Source organism: Acidobacteriota bacterium, from assembly GCA_016196035.1.
Taxonomy (GTDB): domain Bacteria; phylum Acidobacteriota; class Blastocatellia; order RBC074; family RBC074; genus JACPYM01.
The window spans coordinates 79871-103748 of record JACPYM010000006.1; the positions used below are offsets into that span (position 1 = coordinate 79871).

The 23878-nt window shown below is 59.2% G+C and carries 21 protein-coding genes; 7 read left to right on the forward strand and 14 right to left on the reverse strand.

The genetic code is table 11. The features are described 5' to 3' along the window. Positions 1–19 precede the first annotated feature (19 nt). Both HY011_02360 and HY011_02365 read left to right on the forward strand, forming a co-directional pair. Positions 20–1030 (forward strand): zinc-binding dehydrogenase, encoded by a 1011-nt coding sequence (locus HY011_02360; protein ID MBI3421760.1) that lies wholly within the window; start codon positions 20–22, stop codon positions 1028–1030. 315 nt (positions 1031–1345) lie between these two features. Next, on the forward strand, positions 1346–1936 hold the full coding sequence (locus HY011_02365) for a uracil-DNA glycosylase family protein (GenBank protein ID MBI3421761.1): 591 nt from the start codon (positions 1346–1348) through the stop codon (positions 1934–1936). A gap of 46 nt (positions 1937–1982) precedes the next feature. On the opposite strand, the gene HY011_02370 is transcribed toward HY011_02365, so the two are convergent. From HY011_02370 to HY011_02385, 4 genes are all read right to left on the reverse strand, one after another. Further along, positions 1983–2621 carry a hypothetical protein gene (locus HY011_02370; protein MBI3421762.1) on the reverse strand — a complete coding sequence of 213 codons (639 nt, stop codon included), beginning with the start codon at positions 2619–2621 and terminating at the stop codon, positions 1983–1985. 77 nt (positions 2622–2698) lie between these two features. Continuing rightward, complete coding sequence (locus tag HY011_02375) at positions 2699–3628, reverse strand: hypothetical protein (GenBank protein MBI3421763.1); 930 nt, start codon at positions 3626–3628, stop codon at positions 2699–2701. Between the two features lie 195 nt (positions 3629–3823). Beyond that, positions 3824–4342 (reverse strand): Uma2 family endonuclease, encoded by a 519-nt coding sequence (locus tag HY011_02380; GenBank protein ID MBI3421764.1) that lies wholly within the window; start codon positions 4340–4342, stop codon positions 3824–3826. A 133-nt stretch (positions 4343–4475) separates the two neighbouring features. Next, positions 4476–7538, reverse strand: coding sequence for a hypothetical protein (locus HY011_02385; protein MBI3421765.1), 3063 nt, complete (start codon positions 7536–7538; stop codon positions 4476–4478). A gap of 167 nt (positions 7539–7705) precedes the next feature. On the opposite strand from HY011_02385, the gene HY011_02390 reads away from it, so the two are divergent. Next, positions 7706–8230 (forward strand): MerR family transcriptional regulator, encoded by a 525-nt coding sequence (locus tag HY011_02390; protein ID MBI3421766.1) that lies wholly within the window; start codon positions 7706–7708, stop codon positions 8228–8230. 86 nt (positions 8231–8316) lie between these two features. Continuing rightward, the gene (locus HY011_02395) at positions 8317–8790 is read left to right on the forward strand and encodes a hypothetical protein (protein ID MBI3421767.1); all 474 of its coding nucleotides are present in this window, start codon (positions 8317–8319) and stop codon (positions 8788–8790) included. Positions 8791–8944: 154 nt separating this feature from the next. Here the strand turns inward: HY011_02395 and HY011_02400 are convergent, their stop codons facing one another. Beyond that, positions 8945–9874, reverse strand: a complete 930-nt coding sequence (locus HY011_02400; protein ID MBI3421768.1) for a tetratricopeptide repeat protein — start codon at positions 9872–9874, stop codon at positions 8945–8947. A gap of 287 nt (positions 9875–10161) precedes the next feature. Here HY011_02400 and HY011_02405 point away from each other — a divergent pair, with 287 nt between their 5' ends. Beyond that, the gene (locus tag HY011_02405) at positions 10162–10731 is read left to right on the forward strand and encodes a sigma-70 family RNA polymerase sigma factor (protein ID MBI3421769.1); all 570 of its coding nucleotides are present in this window, start codon (positions 10162–10164) and stop codon (positions 10729–10731) included. A 54-nt stretch (positions 10732–10785) separates the two neighbouring features. Then, complete coding sequence (locus HY011_02410; protein ID MBI3421770.1) at positions 10786–13398, forward strand: serine/threonine protein kinase; 2613 nt, start codon at positions 10786–10788, stop codon at positions 13396–13398. Positions 13399–13411: 13 nt separating this feature from the next. On the opposite strand, the gene HY011_02415 is transcribed toward HY011_02410, so the two are convergent. Together HY011_02415 and HY011_02420 are read right to left on the reverse strand one after the other, a co-directional pair. After that, positions 13412–13906 carry a DUF1772 domain-containing protein gene (locus HY011_02415; protein ID MBI3421771.1) on the reverse strand — a complete coding sequence of 165 codons (495 nt, stop codon included), beginning with the start codon at positions 13904–13906 and terminating at the stop codon, positions 13412–13414. 124 nt (positions 13907–14030) lie between these two features. After that, entirely contained in the window at positions 14031–14534 is a 504-nt protein-coding gene (locus tag HY011_02420; GenBank protein ID MBI3421772.1) for a hypothetical protein, read from the reverse strand. A 2-nt stretch (positions 14535–14536) separates the two neighbouring features. Between HY011_02420 and HY011_02425 the strand changes: the two genes are divergently transcribed. Next, a complete protein-coding gene (locus HY011_02425) occupies positions 14537–14794 on the forward strand; it encodes a hypothetical protein (GenBank protein MBI3421773.1) in 258 nt (85 codons plus the stop codon). 121 nt (positions 14795–14915) lie between these two features. Here HY011_02425 and HY011_02430 read toward each other — a convergent pair whose 3' ends face one another. From HY011_02430 to HY011_02460, 7 genes are all read right to left on the reverse strand, one after another. After that, positions 14916–16748 carry a HAMP domain-containing protein gene (locus HY011_02430; protein ID MBI3421774.1) on the reverse strand — a complete coding sequence of 611 codons (1833 nt, stop codon included), beginning with the start codon at positions 16746–16748 and terminating at the stop codon, positions 14916–14918. After that, positions 16745–17932, reverse strand: coding sequence for a universal stress protein (locus HY011_02435; GenBank protein ID MBI3421775.1), 1188 nt, complete (start codon positions 17930–17932; stop codon positions 16745–16747). Before HY011_02435 ends, HY011_02430 begins: the two co-directional genes overlap by 4 nt. 11 nt (positions 17933–17943) lie before the next feature. Continuing rightward, on the reverse strand, positions 17944–18519 hold the full coding sequence (gene kdpC / locus HY011_02440) for a potassium-transporting ATPase subunit KdpC (protein MBI3421776.1): 576 nt from the start codon (positions 18517–18519) through the stop codon (positions 17944–17946). Between the two features lie 193 nt (positions 18520–18712). Then, entirely contained in the window at positions 18713–20752 is a 2040-nt protein-coding gene (gene kdpB / locus HY011_02445) for a potassium-transporting ATPase subunit KdpB (protein MBI3421777.1), read from the reverse strand. An 80-nt stretch (positions 20753–20832) separates the two neighbouring features. Next, positions 20833–22644: a potassium-transporting ATPase subunit KdpA gene (kdpA, locus tag HY011_02450; GenBank protein ID MBI3421778.1), complete on the reverse strand. Its 1812-nt coding sequence runs from the start codon at positions 22642–22644 to the stop codon at positions 20833–20835. 140 nt (positions 22645–22784) lie between these two features. Continuing rightward, the gene (kdpF, locus tag HY011_02455) at positions 22785–22874 is read right to left on the reverse strand and encodes a K(+)-transporting ATPase subunit F (protein MBI3421779.1); all 90 of its coding nucleotides are present in this window, start codon (positions 22872–22874) and stop codon (positions 22785–22787) included. A gap of 431 nt (positions 22875–23305) precedes the next feature. Further along, positions 23306–23653: a hypothetical protein gene (locus tag HY011_02460; GenBank protein ID MBI3421780.1), complete on the reverse strand. Its 348-nt coding sequence runs from the start codon at positions 23651–23653 to the stop codon at positions 23306–23308. Positions 23654–23878 lie beyond the last annotated feature (225 nt).

Here is a 23878-nt window from a genome sequence, read left to right on the forward strand (position 1 = left end):
GGCTCAAACACAAACCGTAATGAAAGAATCGAAAATCAAAAGGAGAAGAAAAGTGAAAGCAGTTCAATTACAAAGCTTTGAAGGCGTTAAAGGTTTAAAGCTCGTGAACATCAGCAGGCCTCAACCGGGTTCGGGAGAGGTCTTGATTCAGGTGAAAGCTGCCGGGATCAATTACGCTGAAGCCGAGCAAATTCACGGAAGGTATCCCACTTTCGGAAAGGAGCTCCCTTTTGTCATGGGGTTCGAGGCGGCAGGCGTGGTGGTGGAGGTGGGATCAGGCGTCACTCAAGTCAGTGTGGGAGATTCTGTGACGGCACTCGTTTCGAGCGGAGGCTATGCGGAGTATGCCATCGCTCAGTCTCAGGTTGTGATTCCACTTCCAAAAGGGATCAACTTTGCCGAAGCAACCACAATCCCGATTCAAGGAATGACGGCATACACACTGCTGAAATACTTGGTGATGCCGGTCGCCCATCACAGTCTGCTCATTCAAGCCGCAGCCGGTGGCGTGGGGCTTTACTTAGTCCAAATCGGCAGACTCTTTGGGATTAAAAACATCATCGCCTTAGCCAGTTCCGATGAAAAACTCGAACTGGTAAAAACGCTGGGCGCGGAGGTTGTCATTAACTATTCCAAGTCCGGCTGGGTGGAGAAAGTGAGGCAAGCCACTAATGGGAAAGGTGTAGATGTCGTACTGCAAATGTCGTCGGACCGGATTGGGGAAGAGAGCTTCAAGCTGGCCGCTCCGGGCGGAAGAATTGTTCTCTTCGGTTCAAAGAACTACCACGCCACGCTCAGCACCGAGCAGGTTCGACAACTCATCTGGCAAAACCAAACGCTGGCGGGCTTTGCCTATCCCGCGCTTCCGCCAGCGCAAGTGGCCGAAAGTCTCCCGGAATTTTTAAGACTAATCGAGGAAAAGAAACTAAAGCTCTTCGCCAATCAATCTTTCCCTTTGGCTCAGGCGCCACAAGCGTTTGAAGCATTGCTCAGCCGCAAGACAATGGGGAAAGTAGCCCTCACTCCGTAGAGCGATACGGCGCACTCGCGAAGATTGCTGTAGCGGCTCGGCTTTGACAAAAGCCGAGCCGCACGACTTTCCTGGTCAAAGATAAAAACTTACCTTCGCATCCAAATTGACGAAGCCATAGACATTTCAGAACAAATCGCACAACTGCAAGTCACAAGCTGCGAGGCTCGGGGCGTGTTGGTGAAGGTCTTGCCCGAACACCAGGAATTTAACACAGTGGGGTTGAGGCGCCGCCGTGATCTGAAAACGAATGACTATTCGCTTGAAAAGGCGTAATGGTAGGATGATTTGGCTTAAAGGACAGGGGTTGAAAAGATGCCAGCGAAGTCATTAAAACCATTGCTCACTGAAATCCGCGCCTGTCAGGTGTGCGCCGAACATCTGCCGCACGGCCCGCGCCCGGTATTGCGCGCGGGCAAAAATGCGCGGCTGCTGATCGTCGGCCAGGCGCCGGGCCGCCGCGTGCACGAGAGCGGCGTGCCCTGGCAGGATCAATCGGGCGACACGTTGCGCGCCTGGCTGCAACTGACACCGGAGCAGTTTTACGACGAACGGTTGGTCGCCATCGTGCCGTCGGGGTTCTGTTATCCCGGCCAAGGCGCGCGCGGCGATTTGCCGCCCCGGCCCGAATGCGCGCCGCTCTGGCATCCGCGCCTGTTGGCGGCCATGAAGCAGATCAAATTGACGCTGCTGATTGGCAGTTACGCGCAAGCGTATTATCTGCGCGAACAAGCCAAACCGACGCTGACGGAAACGGTGGCGAGTTTTGCCGAATACTTGCCGCGTTACTTTCCGTTGCCGCACCCCAGCCCGCGCAATCGCCCGTGGCTGAGCCGCAATCCGTGGTTTGCCAGTGAACTCTTACCTGTCTTGCGTGAACGCCTGAGCACTGTTCTTGCTGAGTAAACCTGGCCACACGATTTTCGGTGGCGTGGTGACGGCGGCGAGCGAATTACTTAAGCGCGATGCGCACGGTATTCGCCGTCTTGCCCTCCGCCGTGACCACGGCATCCACTTCGCCGCGCCCGGCCAACGCGCGCGGCAACCGCGCATTGAGCTGATCGAGCCCGGCCAACGTCGGCTGACGTCCGGCGTAAAGCAGCGGAACGGATATGCCACCGATGTTGACGCTGACAACCGGCTCACTGAAGCGTCCGCGCCAGCCCGTGCCGAACAACACCAGAATCACCTGCTCGCCTTCTGCGTCAAGGTCAATCGGCGCAGGCACGAAGCGGTTGGTCGCCGGATCAAGCCGCGCTAGCGGTTCATAAACCGATGATCCATCAGCCCGCACGCGCAAGATGACTGCCGCCGGGACGCCGCGCCCGTTGGCGTTGGCGGTGAAGATGCCAGGGGCGAAGGTGGCGAGTTGCATCAAGCCGCTGGCGATGGTTGCGCCGTTACTGGTCACACTGACAGTTGCATTGCTTGGGCTGACGGATGCGAAGGATTCTTCCGGTACCTGAAAATTGAGCTGACCGTTGCCCGCATAAAAGACGGGCGCTTCAAGCTCATGCCCAGTGGCGTCCCTAACCATCACCTTCAATTTTTCCACCCCTGCGCCAGCGGCATCCAAAAAGCCAACCGCCAATGAGGCAGGCGCCAGCACAGGGCCAAGGAAGCTGGCGGCCGAGAGCGTCGTGAGCGCCGTCGCGCGCGCCGGGATCGTCAGTCAATGACCGTGGTGAACACCGGCGCGGTGCCTGCTGGATTGAGCTTGCTCACTATGATGTCGGGAGACGCAGCCCCAAAAGGGAAAGACTGATCAACTACCCCGGCGATGGTGTAAGCACTCCCCTGCGCATCCACGGCAATGCTCCGCCCTTCTGGCATGCGCGCCGCAAACACCAAGACCGGATCAATCACCAACGGCTGACTGCGATCATATCCACCAACCGAAAAGCCCACTTCCCGCGCGCCCCGCAACTCATAACCGCCTGCGACCGCACGCCGCGTGCCGGCAATCTCTTGATAAACGCGAGGCCGCGCTTGCCGCACTGGCCCGTCCGGCGTTTGCAAGACCAGTTCGCCCGTGTCGTTGAGTTGCACATCCTGCGCGTCAGCGAATTGCAAGCGGATGGCGCGCGGGTCAGCGTGCGGCGCAACGATGAAATCGTATTCAAGCTGTTGTTGATTGCCGTAAAAGACCCAATCCACACCGGGGTAAACTGCTTCGTAACGCACCTTCGCAAAAGTCGGCACCTGGGTTTGCCACTTCTGCGGGTCGCGTCCGCGCAGGTAATTGACGCGGCCCGGCAGCGGTGCGACACCGCGCAGGCGCGGGTGCGGAGTGGCTCCGGCCAACTTCAGCCGCAGGTTAGCTGAGGGCAGGGCCAACGCGGCCTCTGTCGCGCCCAGCGCGAGCGTGCCATTCCCACTGCGCGCCAGGAATTTAACCGATGCTTCGGCTTGGCCCTGATTGGCTTCAAAGCTGAGCGGCAAACGACCATAGTTGGCGTTGACGAGTTGCGGCGTTCCGGCAACCGGCTGCGGCGCGGGCGCGGTGCGGCGTTGGTTGACGGCAAACCACCCGGCCAGCAGGAACAAGCAGCACGCCAAGCTGAAAAACAAACTCAAGTGGACAGAAAAACGGCGCATAAAACCTCCGTGAATAACCGACGTGGATAATCGGCACGGCGCGGCTGATTGGTAGCGAGCGCAACCGCAACGACCGGAACTGGGATTTTCAAGCAAGCCACAAGGGAAATGTGAAGGTGTGCAGCGGATCGGCAAGGGGGCAGCGCGTAACAATTCGTCGCGTAATTGAAAAGTCAGGGACGCGCGCAGCTTGGCTTAGCGTTTGAAAAGGTCGCCCACGCGACAGTGGAATCCGGGCAGCAGCGTTTCACTCGTCAGGTCTTGTTCCGCCGTCACGATGCGCAATTGGGTCGGCGCATCATAAACGGTGACATCTTCCGCCTCCTGCGACACCAGCCAGACCTGCTGGACGCCAGCAGCGAAATACTCGCGCACCTTGCCAATCACCTTTTCATAAATGTCGTTGGGCGAGATAACTTCAACCGCCAAGTCGGGGGCGATTTCCCATTTGCTGGCCGGTGCGCCCTCGGCTGGGATGCGCGCGGCGGAAACAAAGCTGACATCGGGCATCCGCTCATTCGCGCCAATCATGAATGTTGTATTGGCGTTGTAGAGCTTGCCGAGGGGGGTTTGTTTGAGATAAATGCCCAACTCGACTGTAAGTTGCGCGCCAATTTCGCCATGTTTTGCCCCTGCCATTTTGACCTCCTTTTGGCCGTTTACGATTTCGTAATCAAGGTCATCTTCAAACGCCAGTTGCGTTGTCGCAGTCATTTGCAGTACCTCCGGTTTGGCTTAAATTGAAACGTGCGCATTCTAGCCCGCGTGACAGCACCCGACAATGACAAAGGCCGAGAGGAACTCATTCCCTCGCGGCCTTTGTCGTTTATGAATCAGGGACTAACCCTTATTGTTCTTCGCCATTCTGGCCGCCTGCCGCTGGCCCGCCCCGGCGCGGTGCGGCGCGGCCCACGTGCAGATGCTGATAATTCAGCGCTGCATTGAACAGCAGCGCGAAACTGCCGTGCGTTTCGTGCCGCCACATCGGGTTGTTGGCGAACATCACGACGTGGCCCTTGCCCACGGGCACATCCAGCACGACGGGTTTGCCCGCCAATTCAGAACCGCCCGCAAGCATGCCGCTCACCAGCAAATCCTTCTCATCGGCAAAGCGCAACACGACGCGCGGGCGCATTTCGGGCGGCGGTTGGTTTGCGGCGGCATCACGGAAATCCGCTGAAGCGCCGTCTTCGCCAGGCTGCGGGGCTGGCATCGTCAATGGCTTGCGGCCCTGAATGACATCGGGGTCATTCAAACCGCCGCGGCCGCTCGCACGCCCTTGTTGCCCGCCGCCAAAACCGCCACCACCGGGGCCAGCGCCGCCACCAGCGCCGCGTCCACCGCCACCCCCACCGCCAAAGCCGCCACCACCGCCCGCCGCAACTTGCAAGAGCGGCGCTTGGTTGAAGTAGACCGACAGCCGCTCATCATAGCCATACGCAATCGGACTCTTACGGTCGGCAAAGCTCGCGTTCATGATCGAGCCGCGCGCGTTCAACGTGCGCGCATCTTGAATCGAGACGCCTTCCGTGATGCCGAAATCAATCGGGATGGCGGCGTTGCCGCCGACGGTGACAAACAAGCCGCCGCCCTCGATGAACTTTTGCAAGTTCGCCACGCCAACGATGCCCATGCCGCCGCGCATGTCTGCCGTCGTGTCGGGCGATTGGCCCATATTCGGCGTCACGTCGGATTTCTGCCACGGGATGGGCGCTTCGCTGTCGCTGCGTTTGGGAATGCCGCGCACCAGCGATTGCGCGGTGCCGCCGACCGGCCCCCAAATAATCACATCCCACTTGTCGCGCAGGTTTGGCGTCTGGCCGAGCATTTGATCGGAGATGTAATCGTAGGGAATGCCCAGCCGGTCGAATTCGACGCGATACCAGCCTTCGTTCTGCGTGTTCGTCCAGGTGTGCACCAGCGCGATGCGCGGCACGGCCAGCGCGTGTTGCGCGACTTCGGGCAGCTTGTCCACGGCGTTGGCGGTCAAGCCGAGTGCCGTGACTTCCTGCTTCAAACGCGCATCGAGGTCTGCCCCTTCGGCTTTGATGATGAAGGAACCGGCGTTGAACGCGCGTTCGCCGATCTTGAAGGTGTCTTCGGCGGCATTCATCTTCACGTCTTTCAAACGGAAGCGCAGTTGCGTGAGCGCGCTTTCCGCCGTGTGATTGATGACGTAGCCGGCCTTGCCCGCGCCGACCACATTGCCGGTGACTTTCGCCATGCCGTTGATGAGCGTCATCGGCGCGTCGAGCACCTTTTCGTCTTTGACGCGCACAGTCTTGACGTTGCGCAACGGCCCCAGCGTCCAACCCGTGTCGTCATAGGGGCGCGGGTCATTGACGTTGTAATACTGCGTGTCGAGCAGCATGTCGGCCATGCGCGAATAGGGCTGATCCATGCGCACGACGTAACTGCCCGCCGGGAACTTACCATCTTTGGTTTCGATTGCTTGGTCGGCCTTGTGCACTTCGCAACCTTGCATCTTGAGCAGGTTGACGAGGTCGGCGGCTTCGGTCGGGCGCGTGTCGTCGCCGGGCAGCACCCACGCCGCCGGGCCTTCGGTGCGCGCCTTGGCGACGGAGCGTTTGCTCTTCAGGTAAAAGTTGTTGAGGAATTTTTCTTTGTTGTTCGAGACGTGATTCATCGCAAACAGAATCGCGCTTTGCTGCAAGTTGATGTTGTTGCGGATGGACCAATTCACACGCGGCAGCGGCGGATTCGGGCGAAACCATTCGCGCGTGGATTGCCCGGTCGTGGTGATCACCCGCGTGTCCGCGCCGTTGCTGCCTTGCGTCTCGTAAAAGCGGCCAATCGAGTTGTGGCCGTTGGCGACATAGAACATGTAGTTCGGCGCCCAGCCGTCATAAAAGCCGTGCGTCCAGACGCCGGGCACGCCGCGCTTGGTCATCTCTTCGATCTCGTGATAGGCCAGCGCCTGCCATTCATCAATCACCAGCGGATCGAGCCAGGCGTTGTAAGGGCCGGTGCCGGTCGAGGTGTAAAGAAACGATTGCGATTCGTGCAGGTCGTGCAGGATCGTCGGATGGTATTCGAGGAAGCTCGCCATCTGATTGCGCGTCAAGGCCAGCGCCATGCCCAGCGAATCGCGATTGTTGTCGTGCGCGACGTATTTGCCCCAGTACAACAGGCTCGGCGCGCGTTTGCCTTCGTTGGCCTTGCGCCAGTTGTACAGGTCAACCTGCATATCGCGCCCGTCTACTTCGAGCGTCGGCGTAATTAGCACGATGACGTTTTTGCGAATCTGCTGGATGAAGGGCGATTCTTCAACGGCCAAACGATAAGCCATTTCCATCAGCATTTCGGGGCTGCCGGTTTCGGGCGAATGGATCGAACCCGACGCCCAATAAATCACTTTGCCTTCGCCGATCAGAGCCTTGGCCGCTTCGTCATTGATGCGGCGCGGGTCGGCGAGTTTGGCGGTGATGTCTTTGTACTTCGCCAGATTGGCGAGGCTCTCTTCGTCGCCGACCGCGATCAGCAATTGCTCGCGGCCCAGTTCGCTCTTTTCGGGCGCGCTGAAGACCTTGACGCGCGGCGTGGCCTTTTCCAGTTCGCGGTAATAGCGGTACTGGTCTTTGGTGTAAGTCAGTTTGTTCGGCGTGCCGATGGGATAGCCCAGCACTTTGGCGGGCGTCGGCACCTTGTCCGACGCGGGCAGGTGATCAATCAATTCGGTCAGGAAGAATTTTTCGGTCGTGTTCTTCAGGATCGAAGCGGTATATTCCGCATCGTTGGTTTGCGGCGCGGGCGCGGCTGCCGGTGCGGGCGGCGCAGCCTTTTTCTTATTGCGCTGGGCCAACGCGGGTGTGACGGATGAAAAGACCAAGCCGCACAATCCGAGGTGCAAGCAGGTCTGACGGAACCAGACGGGAAACAAGCGGTTCATCGGAGAGCCTCCTTTTTCGAGCGCGATTGAAATTTTGTTTGATCGTAAAAGAATTTGGTTGCAGCAGTTCAGACGCACGCCAGCATAGTGCAGTTACCTGATTTTGACCAGATTTTGAGAGGTTTCTGCTTGACCCTGGCGCCGGTTCCAACCTTTATACTTTCACAGTGGCTGACCAAACACCGCTCAATGATCATTCCACCGGCTTTCTGCGCGCGGGCGAACTCGCGCGCCTGACCGGTGTCAGCACCGACACGTTGCGGCATTACGAGCGCAAGGGCCTGCTCAAACCGCGCCGCTTGCCCAATGGTTACCGCGCCTATCCGGCGCACGCGGTTATGCGCGTGCGGTTGGTGCAATGCGCCTTGCTGATGGGCTTCAAGCTCGACGAACTGGCCCGCGTGTTCAAAGTGCGCGACCAGGGCGGCGCGCCGTGCAATCAGGTCTATGCGCTGGCGGCGGCCAAGTTGGCCAAAGTCGAAGAGCGGCTGAATGAATTGACCGTCGTGCGTGATGAGTTGCGTGAATTATTGGGCGATTGGGAGCAACGTTTGGAAACCGCCGCCCCGCACGAACCCGTCCATTTGCTCGAAGATTTGGCGGCCACCAAACTGGTCAAGACGGGGCAACAGGCGTTGTTCAACGCGTCCTGGCAAACTCGGAACCCGCATGGCAAGGAGAGAAAACAATGAATACCAATTCGCGGCTAAGCCTCGCTCTATTGATCGTCACAGGCTGCGCCACACTGGCCAACGCACAGCAGGCCGCCCCCGCTGGAATGGAAAGCTGCCCGCTGCACGCGCAACATCAAGCTGAAATGACCAAGCAAGCCAGCCACGACCATCTGGCCGAAGTCAATCAACGCGGCGCACAAGCGATGGGCTTCTCGCAAACCAAAACGACCCATCACTTCCGCCTGTATGCCGATGGCGGCGCGATTGAAGTGACGGCCAGGCGCGCCAAAGATGTCGCCAGTCGGCGGCAAATCCGCCAGCACCTGCAACAGATTGCGCAACTGTTTGCCAGCGGCGACTTTTCCAAACCGCAGCACACCCACGCGCAAGTGCCGCCCGGCGTAGCGGAAATGACCCAACTCAGAACGGACATCGTTTACCAATTCGAACCACTGCCGCGCGGTGGCCGCGTGCGCATCAAAACAGCCAATCCGGATGCGCTCAAAGCCGTGCACGAATTTCTGCGCTTTCAAATCACCGACCATCAGACCGGCGATGCCGTTGCGGTGATGCCATAAGCCCGATGCTGCCACACAGACGCTGAAGCAGGTGGCGCACTCACGCTCCACCTGCTTCGGTCTTACGCGCGCAAACTGGTCAACTCTCAGCCAATGGCACGGCTTTTCACGCCACCTAAGCGACCTCGCATCTGCGGCTCGCATTCCCGTTTTGTTACTCTGGCGCGGGGGCTTGCCCTTTAGTTGTCCGGCTGAGTTTTTTCTCCAGGTTCTTGACGTGATTGGCGGCGACGGCGGCGTAATTACCGGACGTGCATTGGCGATAGGCTTCGAGCGCCTTCGCCAATGCGCCGGAGCGCTGATAAGCGGAACCGAGCAGATAATACACATCCGTATTGCCGGGATTCGCGTGCCGCGCTTTCTCATACGCCTGAATCGCGTCTTGCAACTGCCCCGCGCCAGCCAGCCGGTTGCCCTGCTCGATCAGAGCAAGATTGCGGTCGGGCGCTTCGGCTCTATCCGGCGCTGGTTCAGGCGCAGCGCTTTTCGTCGCCGCATAAACACTCGGCGTGGGCAGAGCAGCGGAGTTGGCCTGGCCCTCGGCTTTGACGCTTGCCGCAGGTTTCGCATTCGCAGCCGTGGTCCTGGGCGTTGGAAGATTAGCGGGGATGACGACCGGCTGATCCACTGTCGGTGTCGGCAGGGGCGCAGCGGCAGCAACCGCTGATTCAGCCACGGGCGGGGCTGCTACAGCAATAGGCACAACCGCAGAGGCGTTGGCACGATGGATAAAAAAGTATCCGCCGCCACCTGCGATCATCAGCAAACCTGCCACAATGGCGGCGAGCCAACCGCGCTGCATTGCCGAGGGGGCGGTTGCCACGGGGTTGATAGACGCTGGCAGTTCCGCACTCGCTGGCAGTGGTTGCGGCGCGGCAACCGCTGCGCCTGGCAAGACCTCGGTGGCGGCAGGTGCGGCCACGTGTTTCGCCGGCTCCCACGTATCCAACGGATCAGCTTCCGCAAGCTGCCGCGTCAAGGGCGAGGTCGCGAGCGCAATCGTAGGCGCAGGCGCGCCGCAATGACGGCAGAAATTCAAGGCTTGCGTGGCCGTCGTTCCGCATTGTTGGCAAGTAAATGACATCGTTCGTTGCTCCATTTCCGGTCACAGGCAATCCGTCCAGCGGAAAGTTGCCTCACAAAATCCTGGCGATCAGCGTGGGAAGTTGCCGCAAAGGCTCTCGCTCCAAAAAGCCGGTGCAAGCCGCCACGCTTCCTCACCAAACTCATGCGTAAGCCACGCGCGAAAAGGCTCAAACAAACTTTTCAAACGTACATTTCTCGTCACATTCAATTTTGACGAAAACGGCAAGACGGCCTACCCTGACACCGCACGACGAGTCTTCAGACAAAGCCCGCGAGAAAGAGGTGATGGTGGCGAACCCAACGGAAACAACACGGTTGTTGCAGGCTTGGCGCGCGGGTGACGAACGCGCCCGCGACCAGTTGCTGGTCATCGTGTATGAGGAATTGCGCAAGGTGGCGGCCAGCTATTTACGCCAGGAACGCGCCGACCACACCTTGCAACCGACGGCGCTCGTTCACGAAGCCTACTTGCAATTGATTGATCAAAGTCATGCCAACTTTGAGAGCCGGGCGCATTTCTTTGGCGCGGCCGCGCACCTGATGCGCCGCATTCTCGTTGACCACGCGCGCGCCCATAAAGCCGAAAAGCGGGGCAGCGGAGCCGAACGCCTGGCGCTCGACGAGGCGCTCAACGTGCCCGCACAGGAACGCGATGTGAATCTGCTGGCGCTCGATGACGCCTTGCACGAACTCGCGCGGCTCGATCCGCAACAGAGCCGCATCGTCGAGTTGCGTTATTTCGGCGGTCTTTCTATCGAAGAAACCGCCGCTGTCATCGGCGTTTCGCCCGCCACCGTCAAACGCGAATGGACGATGGCGAAGCACTGGCTCAACAAGCAAATCAGTGAAAAGTGAAAAGTGAAGATCAGCTTTTCACTTTTCACTTTTCACCTCTCACTTTTCACCTCTGTGACTCCTGAACGTTACCAGCGAATCAAGGCCCTTTATCAAGCCGCGCTCGAACGCGCCGAGGACGAACGCGCGCAGTTCATCGCGCAAGTCTGCGGTGACGATGGCGAGTTGCTGTCCGAAGTCGAAACCTTGCTTGCGGCAGAAGATGCAGCAGGCGGGTTTGTGGATTCAGGCGGCATCCAGGCCGCCTTGCCTTCATTTCCCCCCTTGTCATCTTCACCGTCATCTGCGCCGTCATCCGGCGCAGCCACGGCCTCTGAATTCGCCACCAACGCGCCGCCCGCGCCCGCCGCTGACCGGCGCATCGGCCCGTATAGACTTATCCGCGAAATCGGCCACGGCGGCATGGGCGCGGTCTTTCTGGCCGAGCGCGCCGACCGCGAATTCAAACAGCGCGTGGCCTTGAAACTTATCAAGCGCGGCCTGGATACGGACGAAATCATTGCGCGCTTCCGGCATGAACGCCAGATTCTCGCGGCGCTCGATCATCCCAATATCGCCCGTTTGCTCGACGGTGGCACGACCAGCGACGGCCTGCCTTACTTCGTGATGGAATACGTCGAAGGCGAACCGCTCGACGCGTATTGCACAACGTACAACCTGACCTTGCACGAACGGCTGAACTTGTTTCGCACGGTTTGCGGTGCGGTGCATTACGCGCACCAGAATCTCGTCGTACACCGCGACCTCAAGCCCGCCAACATTCTGGTCACGGCGGAAGGCGTGCCGAAGCTGCTTGATTTCGGCATCGCCAAAGTGCTCAATCCGGCGCTGATGTCCGACACGCTTGCCCCGACCGCGACCTCGGCGCGCCCGATGACGCCGGCCTATGCGAGTCCCGAACAGGTGCGCGGCCAAACAATCACGACCGCGAGCGATGTGTATGCGCTGGGCGTGATTCTCTACGAACTCCTGACTGGTCAGCGCCCCTACGAAATCAAAGGCAAAGAGCTTCATGAAGTCGTCCAGGCCGTTTGCGAATCCGTCCCGAACAAGCCCAGCACAGCGGTCTTCAAATCCGGCCTGGCGAAAGACAAGACGGGCACGATTCACGACGACGCCGAAACGGCGCGCTGGCGCAAGCAATTAGCAGGCGATCTTGACAACATCGTGTTGATGGCCTTGCGCAAAGAGCCGCAACGTCGCTATGCCTCGGTCGAACAGTTTAGCGAAGACCTGCGCCGCCATCTCGCCGGGTTGCCGGTCATTGCGCGTGAAGACACCTTCAAATATCGCGCCAGCAAATTTGTGCAACGCAACAAGGCGGCGGTGACAGCGGCAGTATTATTCGCCGTGTTATTGCTAGCCTTCCTGGGTACGACGCTGGTGCAATCCGTGCGCATTGCGCGCGAACGCGACCGCGCCGAACGCGAGCGCGTGAAAGCTGAAAAGGTTTCGAGCTTTCTGGTGGATTTATTCAAGGTCAACGACCCCGGCGCCGCGCGCGGCAACCAGGTCACGGCGCGCGAAATCCTTGACAAAGGCGCCGACAAAATTCGCGCGGAGTTGAAAGACCAGCCCGAAACGCAGGCGACGTTGTTGCACACCGTGGGCGAGGTTTATTACAGCCTGGGATTGTATGAGCGTTCCGCCACTTTGCTGGAAGAGGCTTTGCAACAGCGTCGTCATTTGCTGGGCAACGAACATCCCGACGTGGCGCGCACGGCAACGGCGCTGGCGCAATCGGTTTTCGATTTGGGGCAAAACGACCGCACCGAAGCGCTCACGCGCGAAGCCCTCGCCATTCGCCGCAAAATTTATGGCAACCAAAGCCGCGAAGTTGCCGAGAGCCTCAATGACTTAGCCTTGCTGACCAAACTCAAAGGCGATTTCGCCGCCGCCGAACCGCTCTATCGAGAAACCATCGCCTTACAACGCAAGCTGTCGGGCAACGAGTCGTTGGACGTCGCCACGACCTTGCATAACCTCGGCGTGTTGCTCTCCGATAAAAAAGACTTCGCGGGCGCCGAAGCCGCCGAACGTGAAGCGCTCGCCATCCGCCGCCAACGGCTGGGGCCGGATGCCCCTGACGTCGCGATGACCATGCATAACCTCGCTTCGATGCTGCGCAACAAAGGCGACACCGCTGGCGCTGAGCAAACCTTGCGCGACACGCTGGCCTTGCGGCGCAAAATTTATCCTGACGGCCATCCGCAAACGGCGCTCACGCTGCACAACCTCGGCACGCTGCTGCGCGACCGGCACGAATATGCGCAGGCCGAAGCCTGTTTGCGCGAGGCGCTCGCCATCCGCCTGAAAACACTGCCTGCCGAACATCCGCATATTGGCCGCGTGCGCATTGAATTGGGCCGCGTATTAGTCCCGCAAAAGGCCTACGCTGAAGCGCTCACGCAGTTCAATGAAGGTTTGCGCATCGCGCAAAAGACCAAGGATGCCACCTATGTCCCGCACGCGCTGGATGGCTTGGGCGATTTGGCGTCCACGCAAAAACAGTTCGCCGAAGCGGAAACGAACTACCTGAAAAGTTACGAGCTATATCAAACCTTCAAAGATGCCGAGCGCGTGCAAGCCGTGAAAGAGAAATTGGTCAAGTTATACGAAGCGTGGGGCAAGCCGGAGAAAGCCGCGCCATTCAAGCAACAAGAATAGTTGCGCCAATGCCTTACGTTTTTGCGGAAACAGATTCTGCGGACAGGCTTAAGGCACGTAAACCAGCCAGCCAACTGCCGCTCAACAAGGCCCAGCGCCCCCAATGCCAAGTCTTGAACTGATTCACCAGCCGCACAATCTCTTCGTCACTCAAACCCGCGCCGCGCGCGCCCTCGGTTTGTTGCAGGATGGGAAAGAAGAAGGTGAACGTCGCAACAATCACGATGAGTCCGCACAGCCCGGCCACCAACGCCCACGTCCGTTGTTTTTGCGGCAGCCAGCGGGACACGAGCAATAACACCAAGGAAAAGAGGCCGTATAGCGGCGTGGCGAAGGCAAAAAACTTGCTCTGAACCGTGCCATACGGCCATTGCCGGACAGATTCAGGCAGCGCGTGCGCCCAAAGTGGCGTCAGTACCAAGCCTTCAAAGATGCTGCCGCCCGTCAGCAATCCCGCTGACAAGACAAAGGACCAGATTACGATTTGAATAATGACTCTGCGATTCATAGCTTTAGACCCCACCGGTTATTCAATGAGAAATGCAAGAAAAAGGCCGTCAGGCATTTTGCTCTGCGTGGTAAAGGCTCCAAAGGCTCCAGCCAATCAGGAACCAAATTGCGCGATTCAGCGGTTAGCGGTGCGCTTCACCAAGTCGTTGGAGTGGAATAGACAGTGCTTTGAGCGCGCACAAAAACGCCGGGACGATCAACGCCCAGAAACGCAACACATCGGCGCGCATCCATTCGTGGGCGACGCGCGTCAGTTGCGCTCCGTCTGAGAGCAAGGCGTTCCCGGTCAACAGAAATCCCATCATGCTCAGCCGTGGCAGGCAGTAAACAACGGTGAAGATTTCGGCCAAGACGGCCAACCCAATGGCGGCCAGCACCCAGTATCGCCGCGTCGTGCGCCAATGCAGCGCGGTGGCCAGCAAACCCAGCAAAAAGTTGGCGGCCAGCAGCGGCGAAGTCCAAAAAACAGCGGGCTTGATGCCATTCTGGTTGAAGGCCAGCACGGAACCCGGCAAGTCGTGCGCGACAACCGGCACAAGCACGACCATCTGGAACACCATTGCGCCCAGACCAATCGCAGCAAAACAAATAAAAAGCCAAAGCGCGCTTTCCTGTAGGTATTTCATCGGTGAAGCCTCTCGAAGTAAAAAGCAATGTTGTCACTTGCGCCCGCGATGAAGCGCTGGCGCGTCTGTCAGCAAACCGCCAATTGCATTGCCGATTCGACCTGGCAATGGCGGCCAAGCGTCAACGCCTCACCAGCATTGCGTTCGACGCGCAAGGGATCGGCGTTTTGTTTGCTCTACTGATAATTGCGGAAAAGGAGCGCGAAAAAGCTCAAGAAATATTTGGCTGTGTCTCACCAATGAGGCAGTCCTGCTTTTGAGTGAATACCTTGGCGCTTCGAGGCCACCCTCAGTTCTAAAACACGAGCAAGCCATCATTGCGGATGGAGCGGCTTTCGGAGGATTCAGCCAGCCGCAAACACGTGTTTCAATTGGCGGTGTTCAACTTCCAAGGGGTAAGGTCAAGCTGAAAACCGTCCCCACGCCCACTTGCGATTGCACGCCCAAATGTCCGCCTTGCGCTTCGGCAAGACGCCGGGCAATCGCCAATTCCAGGCCCGCGCCGCTGGCTGCCGAATCCGGCGTTTTGACAAAGCGGCTGAAGATGCGTGGCAGGTATTCCGGCGGGATGCCGCGCCCGGTGTCGGCGACGGCAATCACCAATTGCTCGGCGCTGGTGGCAGCGGACAAAGTGAGTGTGCCGCCGCGCGGGGTGTTTTCGATGGCGTTGCCCAGCAAAATGCCGAGCACGCGCCGCAGCATTTCAGGATCGGCCTGGATGGCGGGCAGATTGGCCGGGAGTTCGCGCAGAAAGGTCAGATCAGCCGCTTCGATCTGTAATTGCCAGGCCTCGGCTAGCGTGCACAACCATTCCGAGGCAGCCAGCCGTTTGAGCACAGGCGTGTGCGCACCAGCTTCCAGTTCGGTCAGTTCCACCAGCTCGCGCATGATGCGTTCCAGCTTCTCGCTGTCTTCACGACAGGCATACAGCATGTCGCGTTGCTGGTCGCTCAACGCGCCTAGTTCGTCGGCTAGCACCGCGTGTAAATCCATCTGCACGCTGAGCAACGGTTCTTGCAACGCCTGCGCGGCGGTGGCGATGAATTCCGTTTTGAAGCGGTCAAGCCCTTGCTGCTGCGAGACGTTTTCCAGCAACAACACCGCGCCCAGCAACTGGCCCGCGCCGTCGCGCATCGGTTTGGCGCGCGGGCGCAAAGTACCCAACGAGCCATTGAGCGCGAGGGGCAGCGCCGTGCCGAACGTTTCGCCGCTGGCGGGGGATTTGAGCGCTTCGACCACGGCTGAGGCCAGCCGCTGATCGGGCGCAGTTTCCGTAACGGTTTTGCCCAAGCTGTGCTCTTCTGCGCCAAACACGGCTTCTGCCGCCGGATTCAAACTGGTGATGCGCCCCTGTTCATCCGTCACCACGACAGGATCGTTGAGCAAATCAAGCGCGGCGGCTGTGGTCTGTTGCGCCACGACCAGCTTGCCGATGTCGGTTTGCCGCAATTGTCGAATGCGCGCGGCCATGCGGTTGAACTCCACCGCCAGCACGCCGGCTTCATCACGCGAAAGGATCTCGGCGCGTGCCCCCAGATCGCCCCCGGCAATGCGTGCCGCCGTGGCGGTCAACGCCACAATCGGTTGCACAATGCGGCGCGCCAGGTAAAACGCCAACGCTAGCCCCACACCAATCAAGCCGACGGCGAGTACGAACGTCAGCCACAGCGAACGCCGCGCCACGCCAGCGGCACGTGCGGATTTTGTCCGCATCGCGCCTTGATTGAGCTGCAACAATTCGTCGCAACGTCCGCGCAGTCGGTGAAACGCCGGTTCGAGTTCTGCAAAGTAGCGGCTGCGGAAACCCGCTGCTTCGTTCAACACTACGCGTCCGTCCGCCTGCCACCACGCATCCACGCTTCGATAATAGGCCTCACGTTCATTCCGCAGCTTGGCAATCAGTTCCGTTTCGCCCGGTTCGGTAATGTTGTTGGCAGCTTTTTCGAGCGCGGCATCGAACCGGGCACGCTGCTCACGTAATTGTGTGTCCGCGCGTTCGGTTTGCCCCAGCAACCGGATCACGGCGGCGGAGTCCTGCCGTTCCAGACTCTCTTTCATCTCTTGCGCGGCGACCACCGAATCGTAATTCTCTGAGATGATTAGTTGTGCCACGCCACTCAATTCGCGCAAGCGCCACGCGCTCCACGCTCCTAGCGCCCCCAAGGCCAGCACAAAAAGCAAATAACTGAGCAAAAGTTTGAGGCGCAAATTCATTCGTCACTTCCTCCACCGTTCTGCGCGCGCGTGGTTGACGCAGCCGGCCTGTCCATCGGCACGACTTGCACCGTCGCCTCGCGCACTTCGTTGAGAAAGCGATTGATGATCGAACCATGCAGCAGAATGTTCCAGCGCGAGCGCGCCGATTGGCCGAAGATGACATGGGTAATGCATTCACGCCGTGCAAATTCGATCAGCGCATCAGCCACGTTACTGCCTTTGAGTTTCACCACGCGCGCGCCCAAGCCCTCGGCAAATCGGATGTTCTCTTGCAAGGCCACGAAATCCTGCGGATCAATGCGCCCCGGCTCTTCGCGCGGCGTCTCGACATAGACGGCATACCAGTCATCCGCCAAACGCCCGGCGATGCGCGAACCGGTCCGCAGCAGCTTTTTGGCGCTGCCTCGCGAGGCCATACAGACCATCACCCGTTCGGGCAGCGTGGCTTGTTCCAGGCCCTCCTGCGCGCGGTATTTGCGCGCCTTCACATCCTGGTCTTCGGCCAGTTGCCGCAGAGCCAGTTCGCGCAAGGCGGTCAGATTGCCTTTGCGGAAGAAGTTGTTGAGCGATTGTTCGATCTTTTCGACGCCGTAAATTTTGCCTTGCCGCAAGCGTGTGCGCAGCGTGTCTACCGAAACGTCCACGTTGACGACTTCGTCGGCGCGACGGATGACGTGATCGGGAATCGTTTCGCGCACGCGCACGCCCGTCACCTGGGCGACTACATCATTGAGCGATTCGATGTGTTGAATGTTGACGGCGGTGATGACTGAGATGCCGTGGCTGAGCAGTTCTAAAACATCCTCGTAGCGTTTGTGATTTTTCGAGCCGGGGACGTTGGTATGGGCGAGTTCGTCCACAATGGCGATGGCGGGCTTGCGCGCGATGACGGCGGCCAGGTCAAGCTCTTTCAATGTCACGCCACGATAGGCAATGCCGCGCAGCGGCACCTGTTCCAAATCTCCGATCAGTGCTGCCGTGTCGGCGCGTCTGTGCGTCTCGATTACGGCGACGACGACATCCACGCCCTGCCGTATGAGTTGCTGCGCGTCCTCCAGCATTTGGTAGGTCTTGCCGACGCCGGGCGCTGCCCCGAGATAGACCCGTAGCCGTGGCTGCTCTTCCGCCTTCAGCTTCGCCAGCAAGGATTCCGGTGATGGTCTGCTCTCGCCATTTTGCATGCCGAATGCTCTTATTTTTTCAGCGGATAACGGTCGTTGAGGGCCAAATTCAACAGCAACACGTTCACTCTCGGTTCGCCCAAAAAGCCGAACGAACGAACGTCAGTGTTCGTGGCGACCAGCGCCCGCAGGTCATTTTCGCTGAGGCCCCGCTCGCGTGCCACGCGCGGCACTTGGAATTCCGCCGCCGCAGGCGAGATGTGCGGGTCGAGGCCGGAGCCAGAAGTCGTCACCAAATCCACCGGGATCGGCTGGCCGGGATTTTCGGCTTGCAGCTTCTCGACATCCGCCTTGACACGGTCAATCAGTTTCTTGCTGGTCGGGCCCAGATTGGATGCGGACGACGCGCCCGCATCGTAACCCACCGCGCCCGCTGCCGAGGGCCGCGAGCGAAAATAGCCCGGCGAAGAGAAAGGCTGACCGATTAAACGCGAGCCGATCACTACGCCATTGCGCTCGATCAACTGGCCGTTGGCTTTGTCTTTGAATAGGACTTGCGCCAGGCCAGTCACGACGAGTGGGTAGACCAATCCCAGCAGGATCGTCGTCACAATCGTCATCAGAATTGCAGTCTTTAAGTTTTTCATCTTCTCTCCGGTTTCGTATCTAGCCGCTTCTCTCCAGTTTCGTGTCTAGCCGCGTTTGATAGTCATAAAAACGGTGCCTACCTGGGTACGCAGCGCTTCCAGCGTGCAGTCTCGGCAGCAGACCGCCTTCTTCCGGCAGGAATTCGTCTTTTACCGAGACTGCACGCTGGAAGCGATGCGTCCCCAGGGCAAACTACGCCAATCCCAACGCCACAATGATCACGTCAATCAGCTTGATGCCAATGAACGGGACAACCACGCCACCTAAGCCATAGATCAACAGGTTGCGCCGCAATAGCACCGCTGCGCTCAACGGGCGATACTTGACGCCTCTGAGCGCCAGCGGAATCAGCACGATGATGATCAGCGCATTGAAAATCACCGCTGACAGAATCGCCGATTGCGGCGTCGCGAGCTTCATAATGTTCAGCGCATTCATCACCGGAAACGCCGCCGAAAACATCGCCGGGATAATGGCAAAGTATTTCGCCACATCGTTGGCGATGGAAAAGGTCGTCAGCGCGCCGCGCGTCATTAACAACTGTTTGCCAATTTCGACTACCTCGATCAGCTTGGTCGGATTGGAATCGAGATCAACCATATTGCCTGCTTCTTTCGCGGCTTGCGTGCCAGTGTTCATTGCCACGCCGACATCGGCTTGCGCCAACGCGGGTGCGTCGTTGGTGCCGTCGCCGGTCATGGCGACGAGCTTTCCTTCAGCCTGTTCGCGTTTGATCAGCGCCATCTTGTCTTCGGGCCTGGCTTCGGCGAGGAAATCGTCCACGCCGGCTTCACGTGCAATCGTCGCCGCAGTCAGCGGGTTGTCGCCCGTGATCATCACCGTTTTGATGCCCATTGCGCGCAGTTGATCGAAGCGTTCTTTCATCCCGCCTTTGACGATGTCTTTCAGATAAATGACACCCAGCGGACGTTTGCTATCGGCCACGACGAGCGGCGTGCCGCCCGCTTTGGAGATGCGTTCGACAATCTCGCGCAATTGCGCTGGAGCTAGCGCGCCATTATTGCTGACGTAGCGTTCAATCGCATCCACCGCGCCTTTGCGAATTTCGCGCCCGTCGTAATCCACGCCGGACATGCGCGTTTGCGCTGTGAACGGGATGAAGTGCGCCTGATGGGTGTGCAGTTCGCGCCCACGCAAACCGTATTTCTCTTTCGCCAGCACGACAATTGAACGCCCTTCTGGTGTCTCATCGGCGAGCGAAGACAATTGGGCGGCTTCGGCCAACTCCATCGCATCTACGCCGGGCAATGTGACGAACTCGGTCGCCTGCCGATTGCCCAGCGTGATCGTGCCGGTCTTGTCGAGCAGCAGCGTATTCACGTCACCCGCCGCCTCGACCGCGCGCCCGGACATCGCCAGCACGTTATGTTGGATCAAGCGATCCATCCCAGCGATACCGATGGCTGAGAGCAGTCCGCCGATGGTCGTCGGGATCAGGCAAACCAGCAACGAGACGAGCACGAAGATCGTCTGCGGCGCGTTCGAATAAACGGCGAAGGGCTGTAACGTCACAACGGCGAGCAGAAAGATAATCGTCAAGCCTGCGAGCAGGATGTTCAGCGCGATTTCGTTTGGCGTCTTCTGCCGCTCGGCGCCTTCGACCAGCGCGATCATGCGGTCGAGAAAGGTCTCGCCAGGGTTCGAGGTGATACGAATCTTGATTTGATCTGACAGCACGCGCGTGCCGCCGGTGACTGCCGAACGGTCGCCACCGGCTTCGCGGATGACGGGTGCGGATTCGCCCGTGATGGCTGATTCATCCACCGAGGCGACGCCTTCGATAATCTCGCCATCGCCGGGAATGAATTCGCCCGCCGAGACGAGCACGACATCATCTTTGCGCAACTGCGTCGCGCCGACCACTTGCGTCTGTCCGTTGGGCAACAGCTTGTTCGCCGTGGTCTCGGTTCTGGCTTTGCGCAAGTTGTCCGCTTGCGCTTTGCCGCGCCCTTCGGCCATCGCCTCGGCGAAGTTGGCGAAAAGCACGGTGAACCAGAGCCAGAGCGTGATCTGCAAGTCAAACCCGATACCATGCGTACCCTGTGCAAGATCGCGGACGAGCAAAATCGTCGTGATGACGCTGCCCACCTCGACGACGAACATCACCGGGTTGCCCATCATTTTGACCGGGTGCAACTTGCGGAATGAATCCCCCAAGGCGCGCGTCATGATCTTCGGGTCCCAAATTGAGATCGTCTTTTCTTTAGCCATAGTCTCTTTCTGTTTGTAGTCCCGCCTTCAGGCGGAAGGATTGCTTACCAACCCATTCCGCCTGAAGGCGGGACTACAAACTAAAATGTCTGTCCCGCTTGCATCAGCAAATGCTCCACGATGGGGCCCAGGCTCAAGACCGGAAAGAAGGTCAGCGCCCCCACGATCAAAATCACGCTCACCAACAATGTCGCGAAAAGCGGCGTCGTGACCGGGAACGTGCCCAAGGACGGCGGCACGATCTTTTTGCGGCCCAGACTGCCCGCCAGCGCCAGCATCGGGATGATCATGAAAAACCGCCCCAACAGCATCGCCGCGCCGAGGGTCGTGTTGTACCAATACGTGTTGGCCGAAATGCCCGCGAAGGCCGAACCGTTGTTGCCTGTGCCTGAGGTGAACGCATAGAGCATTTCGGTCAGCCCGTGCGGCCCGCCGTTGTTGAGTTGCGCGGTACCAAAGCCTGATGAGACTGACGAAATCGCCGTGAAGACCAGAATCGTCAGCGGGAAGATCAGCAGATTGAGCATCGCCATCTTCACGTCGTAAGCCTCGACCTTCTTGCCCAGATACTCCGGCGTGCGCCCGACCATCAGCCCGGCGATGAAGACCGCCAGTACGACGTAAATCAAGATGCCGTACAGCCCCGCGCCCACACCGCCAAAGACCACTTCGCTGAGCATGATGTTCGCCAGCGGCACCAACCCGCCCAGCGGTGTGAAGGAATCGTGCATCCCGTTGACTGCGCCGCACGAAGCATCGGTCGTAATCGTCGCCCAGAGCGCGGTATTCGCCAGCCCGAACCGCACTTCTTTGCCTTCCATATTGCCGCCCGACTGCATCACCGTCGTCGCCTGATCCACCCCGGCCAGCAGCGGATTACCTTTCGCTTCGGCCCAGTAACTCACCAGAATGCCCGCAAAAAACAGCGCCGACATCGCGGCGAAGACCGCCCAGCCGTGGCGTGGCGAGCCAGTCATCCGGCCCAGCGTGTACGTCAGCCCCGCCGAGACGGCGAAGATCGCAATCATCTCCAGGAAGTTCGTCAACGGCGTCGGGTTCTCGAAGGGGTGCGCGCTGTTGGCGTTGAAGAAGCCGCCACCGTTCGTGCCCCACTCCTTGATAGACTCTTGCGAAGCCACCGGCCCTTGCGCGATCACTTGTTCGGTGATTTGTTGCGTCTCTTTGAGCGGCTTGCCGTCCGGCCCGTTGACGACGTTCCCCTGCGCGTCTTTCTTCTCTACCTCGATGGTTTGAGGGTCGAGCAGTTTGACGGTGTCGTAAGGCCGCAGGTTTTGCGGCACGCCGCCTGCCACCAGCACCAGCGCGCCGACGAGGCAGAACGGCAAACAGACCCACAAGGCTGCCCGCGTCATGTCTACCCAGAAGTTGCCCAGCGTGTCTTTCTCGCGCTGCGCGATGCCGCGAATAAAGGCGATAGCGAGCGCAATGCCGACCGCCGCCGAGACGAAGTTGTGATACGCCAGCCCCGCCATCTGCGTCAGGTAACTCATCGTCACTTCGGGCACATAGCTCTGCCAATTGGTGTTGGTCGTGAACGATGCCGCCGTGTTGAAGGACGAGTGCGGAATGATCCCCGCCAGCTTTTGCGGATTGAAGGGCAAATAGTATTGCAAGCGCTGAAGCGCATAGAGCACGAGCATCGAGACCAAGCTGAAGAGCAGCATCGTCACGCTGTACTCCGTCCAGCGCATCTCACGCCGTTCGTCCACGCCGGTCAGGCGATAAATCAGCCGCTCCAGGGGCCGCAACACCGGATCGAGCAATGTCCGCTCGCGGTTGAAGACGCGCGTCATAAACACGCCGAGCGGCTTCGTGACGGCGAGGATCACGGCAAAAAAGAGCAGGATTTGTAACCAGCCGTTGATTGTCATAAGAGTCCGTGATTAACGGCTGCCTGGGTACGCACCGCTTCCAGCGTGCGGTCTCGGCCACAGACCTTTTCCTATCGGAAGGAAGCCGCCTGTCACTGAGACTGCACGCTGGAAGCGGTGCATGCCCGGGGGCACGTCAGTTAAAACTTCTCCGGGCGCAGCAGTGCGTAAGTCAAATAGACCAGCAATGCTGCCGCCGCGACCAACGATAAAATTGATTCCCAGTTCATCGTTCTCCTCGTTCTTATAGCGATTTGCAGATGGGCGCGACCGACCAATGTAGGAGCAGACCTGGGTGTCTGCCCCGGTGGCAGCAGACGGAATCGAAGGTGTCAAAGGTGACCAGGGCAACACGCAGGTCTGCCCCTACGTTGCCTGTGGTTGTTGCAGGTCGCACCCAATTGAAAACCGCTATAAAGCTATTGCAGCTTTTCACACCCGCGCACGTACACGAACGCGAGCAAAAAGAAGATCACTGTGACAGCGAGATAGATTAGGTCGTCCATCATTTCTCCCAAATTTGACGCACCGCTTATTTGCGCCCAGCCGCTCGTGCAAGCGGTGGCGCAACCGCGCGCGTCCGCGCAAGCCATGTGCCTGCCGCCTTTGCGCATCTTTACCCAGTTGTGCACGCCGTCTGGCCAGCCGTGTTTCTGTCCGTTTACAGATCGTCGTCGTCTTCGTCGTCATCACGCGCGACCTGCGACAAGTCTTGTGTCTTCCCCGGCTCCAACCAATCCAGACAGCACGCACCCAGCAGAATGAGCGGTATCGTTAAACACAGCAGCACCGTGCCAGCGGTCGCCAGCCAGTGCTTTGCGCCAGCGTCAGCCGTCAGCCATCCGGCGGCTGTCAGCAGCGCGCCCAGCACCGCGACCACCACACCGCCGCCTAGTCCGCTGAAAGCGCCCCAAACCTGCACGCCCTCCCGCGCGTGCCTACCAATGGCGGACGGCTTGACACTCGCGTTTAGGTTTGCGTCCTGATGTAAAAGAGTAAGTGCGCGCATGTCGTTCTCCTTCGGCTGCCCCCGTCTGGCTGCGAGGTCATTTCTGCCGCTCTCGTGCCAGCGCGGGGGGAAGCCTTGTTTTGTTTCGTTTGGGTCAATCATCAACGGTTTCAGCGTAGGGCAGGAGCCGTAAAGATGGCGCAAGTTGTTTATAAATAGTTCGTAAAGAGTCTTTTTACGTTCAGGCGCTAGGGCGGTGTGTGATGTCTCAACTCAGCGCCTGCC

Excerpts from the sequence above, each read along its gene's own strand:
- HY011_02360 (MBI3421760.1), top strand. The coding sequence starts at position 20 with ATGAAAGAATCGAAAATCAAAAGGAGAAGAAAAGTGAAAGCAGTTCAA.
- HY011_02365 (MBI3421761.1), top strand. The coding sequence starts at position 1,346 with ATGCCAGCGAAGTCATTAAAACCATTGCTCACTGAAATCCGCGCCTGT.
- HY011_02375 (MBI3421763.1), bottom strand. The coding sequence starts at position 3,628 with ATGCGCCGTTTTTCTGTCCACTTGAGTTTGTTTTTCAGCTTGGCGTGC.
- HY011_02380 (MBI3421764.1), bottom strand. The coding sequence starts at position 4,342 with ATGACTGCGACAACGCAACTGGCGTTTGAAGATGACCTTGATTACGAA.
- HY011_02385 (MBI3421765.1), bottom strand. The coding sequence starts at position 7,538 with ATGAACCGCTTGTTTCCCGTCTGGTTCCGTCAGACCTGCTTGCACCTC.
- HY011_02395 (MBI3421767.1), top strand. The coding sequence starts at position 8,317 with ATGGAAAGCTGCCCGCTGCACGCGCAACATCAAGCTGAAATGACCAAG.
- HY011_02400 (MBI3421768.1), bottom strand. The coding sequence starts at position 9,874 with ATGTCATTTACTTGCCAACAATGCGGAACGACGGCCACGCAAGCCTTG.
- HY011_02405 (MBI3421769.1), top strand. The coding sequence starts at position 10,162 with ATGGTGGCGAACCCAACGGAAACAACACGGTTGTTGCAGGCTTGGCGC.
- HY011_02415 (MBI3421771.1), bottom strand. The coding sequence starts at position 13,906 with ATGAATCGCAGAGTCATTATTCAAATCGTAATCTGGTCCTTTGTCTTG.
- HY011_02420 (MBI3421772.1), bottom strand. The coding sequence starts at position 14,534 with ATGAAATACCTACAGGAAAGCGCGCTTTGGCTTTTTATTTGTTTTGCT.
- HY011_02430 (MBI3421774.1), bottom strand. The coding sequence starts at position 16,748 with ATGAATTTGCGCCTCAAACTTTTGCTCAGTTATTTGCTTTTTGTGCTG.
- HY011_02435 (MBI3421775.1), bottom strand. The coding sequence starts at position 17,932 with ATGCAAAATGGCGAGAGCAGACCATCACCGGAATCCTTGCTGGCGAAG.
- kdpC (MBI3421776.1), bottom strand. The coding sequence starts at position 18,519 with ATGAAAAACTTAAAGACTGCAATTCTGATGACGATTGTGACGACGATC.
- kdpB (MBI3421777.1), bottom strand. The coding sequence starts at position 20,752 with ATGGCTAAAGAAAAGACGATCTCAATTTGGGACCCGAAGATCATGACG.
- kdpA (MBI3421778.1), bottom strand. The coding sequence starts at position 22,644 with ATGACAATCAACGGCTGGTTACAAATCCTGCTCTTTTTTGCCGTGATC.
- kdpF (MBI3421779.1), bottom strand. The coding sequence starts at position 22,874 with ATGAACTGGGAATCAATTTTATCGTTGGTCGCGGCGGCAGCATTGCTG.
- HY011_02460 (MBI3421780.1), bottom strand. The coding sequence starts at position 23,653 with ATGCGCGCACTTACTCTTTTACATCAGGACGCAAACCTAAACGCGAGT.